Here is a 4,137-nt window from a genome sequence, read left to right as displayed (position 1 = left end):
ATCATCACCCCGAGCTCGACCGCACCGAAGGGCAAGCCATCCGCCACCAGGCTGGCGCGGGCCCGATCAATCAGCGCCGACACCTGCTGCACCTCCTGCAGATGGGCCACCATGGGAATGAGGACTCGCACCCGCCCATGGGCGGCGGCCCGCAGCACGGCACGTAACTGCTGCAGGAACATGTCCGGTTCGGACAGACTCCAGCGAATGGCCCGCAACCCCAGGTGGGTGGCGGCGTCTGGCCGGCCGGCTCCTGACGCAGCCCCTGGCCCAGCACCTGGGGTTGACCCGGCAGCCCCACCCGGGGAGTGCGCAGAGTCGCCCCGTTCGGCGCGGCGGAGCGCTGCACTGTGTTCGGATCGGGCAGGCTCAGCGAGGTGCTGGCGGGCCCGCCCTTGGGGCCGAGCTCGACGGAGCGCTTGCTGACCGACAGCAGGACCGTCTCTCCCTCGATCACGGCGCCGGTGTGCCAGGCCCGCGCCGGCTGCCCGCTCACGGAGATCAGTGCCACGCCCTGCGGGCTGGAGGAGGTCTGCCCCCCCGGCGCCACGATGCCCAGCAACTGGAAGCGCCCGTCGCCAGCGGCCTCTTCCTCATCGTCCGAGACCGTCACCGTGCCCAGAACGCGGGTCAGGCTGCCGCCCTGCGGCGCAGCGGCCATCGCGGCCTGCGCCGTGGCGGGCAGGCCCTGCGCGCGAACAAAGAGCTTGAGCCCCCAAAAGAGGCCACTGACGGCCACCAAGGCCCACACCACGAATGTTAATAAACGCGACGCCATCGGACGATTATGATGCATGCCCACACTGAGAACCCTGGCCATTTCCGGCCACGTTGACCACCATGTCTGTGACGTTTCCCCAGCAGCCGATGAAGCGACTGCGCCAGTCCGGTTTCACGCTGATCGAACTGATGGTCGTGCTGGTGATCATCGGCGTGCTGGCCGCGCTGATTGTGCCTAACGTGCTCGACCGGGCCGATGACGCCCGGGTGACGGCGGCGCGCACCGACATCGGCAACCTGATGCAGGCGCTCAAGCTCTACAAGCTGGACAACCAACGCTACCCGACCGGCGAACAGGGCCTGGAAGCCCTGATCCACAAGCCCACCACCAGCCCGGTGCCGTCCAACTGGCGCCCCTACCTGGAAAAGCTGCCCAACGATCCCTGGGGTCGCCCCTACCAGTACGCCAACCCGGGTGTGAAGGGTGAGATCGACGTGTTCAGCCTGGGCGCCGACGGCCAGCCCGGTGGCGAGGGTGTGAACGCCGACATCGGCTCCTGGCAGTAAGCGATCGCCATCCGTCGGCATCGGTCCATGGCCCACGCTCAACGCCGGCACCTGGGTTTCACGCTGCTGGAGCTGATGGTGGTCGTGGCCCTTCTGGCCGTGGTGGTGGGCATGGCCTCGCTGTCCCTGCGCGACAGCGCCGCCGCCCGGCTGGACGAAGAGGCTGTCCGTCTGGCGGCCTTGCTCGAAGGCGCCCGCGCCCGCTCCCGTGCGATGGGGGTGGAGGTGGACTGGCAGCCCCTGTCCGATCAGCCCGGCTTCCGTTTCATGGGCCTGCCCGATTCCGTGCACCTGCCCGACCGCTGGCTGGACGAAGACACCCATGCTGAGGTCATCGGGGCCCCCTCCCTGGTGCTGGGCCCCGAACCTGTCATCGGCGCACAACGCGTGGTGCTGAGCTTGGGCGAACGCCGTGTGGTGCTGGCCACCGATGGTCTGGGGGCCTTTGCCCCGCAGACCGAACCGGAACTTGCCCCATGAGCGCCCGCCCGCCTCATCAGGCCCCGGGACGGGGCTTCACCCTGGTCGAAGTGCTGGTGGCCGTGGCCATCGTGGCCATCGCGCTGGCCGCCGGCAGCCGCGCGGCCGGCTCTCTGCTGGGCAATGCCCAACGCCTGTCCGACGTGACCCTGGGCCAATGGTGTGCCACCAACGTGCTGGCCGGGATCAAGCTCGCGAAACAATACCCGGACATCGGCACCAGCAGCGGCGAATGCGAGGAACTGGGCCGCACCTTCACCAACACGGTCAAGGTCCAAGCCACGCTGAACCCCAATTTCCGTCGCGCGGATGTGGTGATCACCGACGAAGCCGGGGTCAATCTGGTGACCCTCTCCACGGTCCTGTCGCGCTACTGATGTGTTCCCGCCCTCGCCCTGTCCTGTCACTCCCCCGCCTGCGCGGCTTCACGCTGGTTGAGGTTCTGGTGGCCCTTTTCATCATGGCCGTGCTGGCCATGATGGCTTGGCGCGGCATCGATGCCCTCGTGCGCTCGCGCGACGGTGCACAGGGCAATGCCCAGCAGATCCTGGTCCTCTCGGCCACCGTCAACCAATGGGAGCAGGATCTCGCCCAGCTGCAGCGCACGCCGGGCGTGCCTGCCCTGAAATATGACGGCGCGGCCCTGCGCCTGACCCGCCGCGCCAAGGACGGCCTCATCCTGGTCGTCTGGATGCTGCAGGGCGACACCCTCTACCGCTGGACCTCGCCGCCCTCCAGCCGGGTGACCGACCTGCAGGAGTGGTGGCTGCGCAGCCAACAATGGTCGGGCATCCGCGATGGCGCGCTGCCCATGCTGGGCCAGCTTTCCGAGTGGCAGGTCTACTACTACCGGCAGGGCGACAACACCTGGAGCAACGCGCAGTCCAGCGCGGGGCGCAGCAACACCGCCACCCCGCCAGCAACGCCCCCTCCCAGCCCAGGCACGGAAGGCGAGGGAACACCCAACCCGCCCGACACCGCCAACGAGGAGGATGCCGACCAGTTGCCCCAGGGCGTGCGGCTGGTGCTGCGCCTGCCGGCGGGCACGCTGACCCGGGACGTGCTGCTCCTGGGGGACCACTGATGCGCCGCCCGCCCCGCCGTCCCCAGCAAGGTGCTGCCCTGCTGCTGGCCATGGTCATCGTGACCCTGGTGGCCACGCTGGCCGCCGGCATGGTGTGGCAGCAGTGGCGGTCCATCGAGGTGGAAAGCGCCGAACGCGCCCGGGTGCAGTCGTCCTGGCTGCTGGACGGCGCCCTGGACTGGGCCCGGATGATCCTGCGCGAGGACGCCCGCGAAGGCGGCTCCGACGCCCTGACCGAGCCCTGGGCCACCGGCCTGGCCGAGATCCGCCTGTCGACCTTCCTGTCCACCGACAAGGACAACACCGACACCGACATCGACGCCTTCCTCTCGGGGAACATCGCCGATGCCCAGGCCCGCTACAACCTGCAGAACCTGGCCACCGACGACACCAAGGTCTACCAGGCCGAGCTGGTGATCTTGTCCCGCCTGTGCGATCTGCTGGGCCTGCCGGCCGGCGTGGCCACCCAGATCGGCGAGGCCATGCAGGCCGCCAGCGACGCCCAGGACCTGGCCGACGAGGGCCAGAAGGTCCAGGCCGGCGCACCGGTGCGGGTGCAGCGGGTGGCCCAGCTGCGCTGGCTGGGCCTGGACGAGGCCACCATGACCAAGCTCGAGCCCTATGTCGTCATCCTGCCGCAACGCACGCCGGTCAACATCAACACCGCACCGCCTGAGGTGCTGATGGCTGCCATCGACGGGCTGGACCGCGCCAGCGCACAGCGCCTGGTGCAACAGCGGCAGACGCTCAAGAAGGGCTTCGACCTGATCACCACCGCGCAAAGCCTGCTGGGCGGCAAGGTCAAGCTCAGCGCCCAGAGCGTGGACACCCACAGCGGCTACTTCCTGGTCACGGGGCAACTGCGCTACGAGGACTCGGTGCTGCGCGAGGTCTCGCTGGTGCAGCGCCGCGGGCTGAACGTGCGCGTGCTCTGGCGCGAGCGCGTCCCCGTGTAGCCCCCCCAAGCGATGCATTCAAGCCCTGCCCGGACCAAGCCACAATAGGACGCCGCCCTGCCCGTCCGGCCTCCCTGCCCAGCCGTCTTCACCCATGTCCCTTCTGATCGTCCAGTTGCCCGCCTCTCCCCGGCTGTCCGCCCCAGGGGCCGACACCGCCGATGCGCCATCCGCCGAGGAGCTGGACTTCGCCTTCAGCCAGGATGGCCTCCACCTGACCCGCAACGGACGGGCGACGCTGGCCGAGCTGCCCGCGGCGACCCAGCGGGTGGCCGTGCTGGCCCCGGGCGACATCAGCTGGCACCGCGTCACGCTGCCCAAAGCTTCGGG

6 protein-coding genes and 1 pseudogene are annotated in these 4,137 nt (G+C 69.4%); 6 read left to right on the top strand and 1 reads right to left on the bottom strand.

The genetic code is table 11. The annotated features are described in order from the left end of the window. Positions 1-182: putative PEP-binding protein (locus I73_RS31580; RefSeq protein ID WP_374701953.1), on the bottom strand; the 182-nt coding region annotated here is incomplete at its 3' end. Between the two features lie 658 nt (positions 183-840). Between I73_RS31580 and gspG the strand changes: the two genes are divergently transcribed. The 6 genes and pseudogenes from gspG to I73_RS27220 form a co-directional block, all read left to right on the top strand. Then, a complete protein-coding gene (gspG, locus tag I73_RS09995) occupies positions 841-1,287 on the top strand; it encodes a type II secretion system major pseudopilin GspG (RefSeq protein ID WP_022980474.1) in 447 nt (148 codons plus the stop codon). Between the two features lie 27 nt (positions 1,288-1,314). Beyond that, entirely contained in the window at positions 1,315-1,767 is a 453-nt protein-coding gene (locus I73_RS09990; RefSeq protein ID WP_022980473.1) for a prepilin-type N-terminal cleavage/methylation domain-containing protein, read from the top strand. Beyond that, positions 1,764-2,144, top strand: coding sequence for a type II secretion system minor pseudopilin GspI (gene gspI, locus I73_RS09985; RefSeq protein WP_022980472.1), 381 nt, complete (start codon positions 1,764-1,766; stop codon positions 2,142-2,144). Before I73_RS09990 ends, gspI begins: the two co-directional genes overlap by 4 nt. After that, complete coding sequence (locus I73_RS09980; protein WP_022980471.1) at positions 2,144-2,851, top strand: type II secretion system protein J; 708 nt, start codon at positions 2,144-2,146, stop codon at positions 2,849-2,851. The genes gspI and I73_RS09980 overlap by 1 nt, the downstream gene beginning before the upstream one ends. Beyond that, entirely contained in the window at positions 2,851-3,807 is a 957-nt protein-coding gene (gene gspK / locus I73_RS09975) for a type II secretion system minor pseudopilin GspK (protein WP_022980470.1), read from the top strand. Before I73_RS09980 ends, gspK begins: the two co-directional genes overlap by 1 nt. A 94-nt stretch (positions 3,808-3,901) precedes the next feature. Next, positions 3,902-4,137, top strand: a pseudogene (locus tag I73_RS27220) (type II secretion system protein GspL); the annotation flags it as partial.

This window comes from Ideonella sp. B508-1, assembly GCF_000333615.1.
In the GTDB taxonomy this organism is placed as follows: domain Bacteria; phylum Pseudomonadota; class Gammaproteobacteria; order Burkholderiales; family Burkholderiaceae_C; genus Ideonella.
This window is presented reverse-complemented; position numbering and strand designations above follow the sequence as displayed.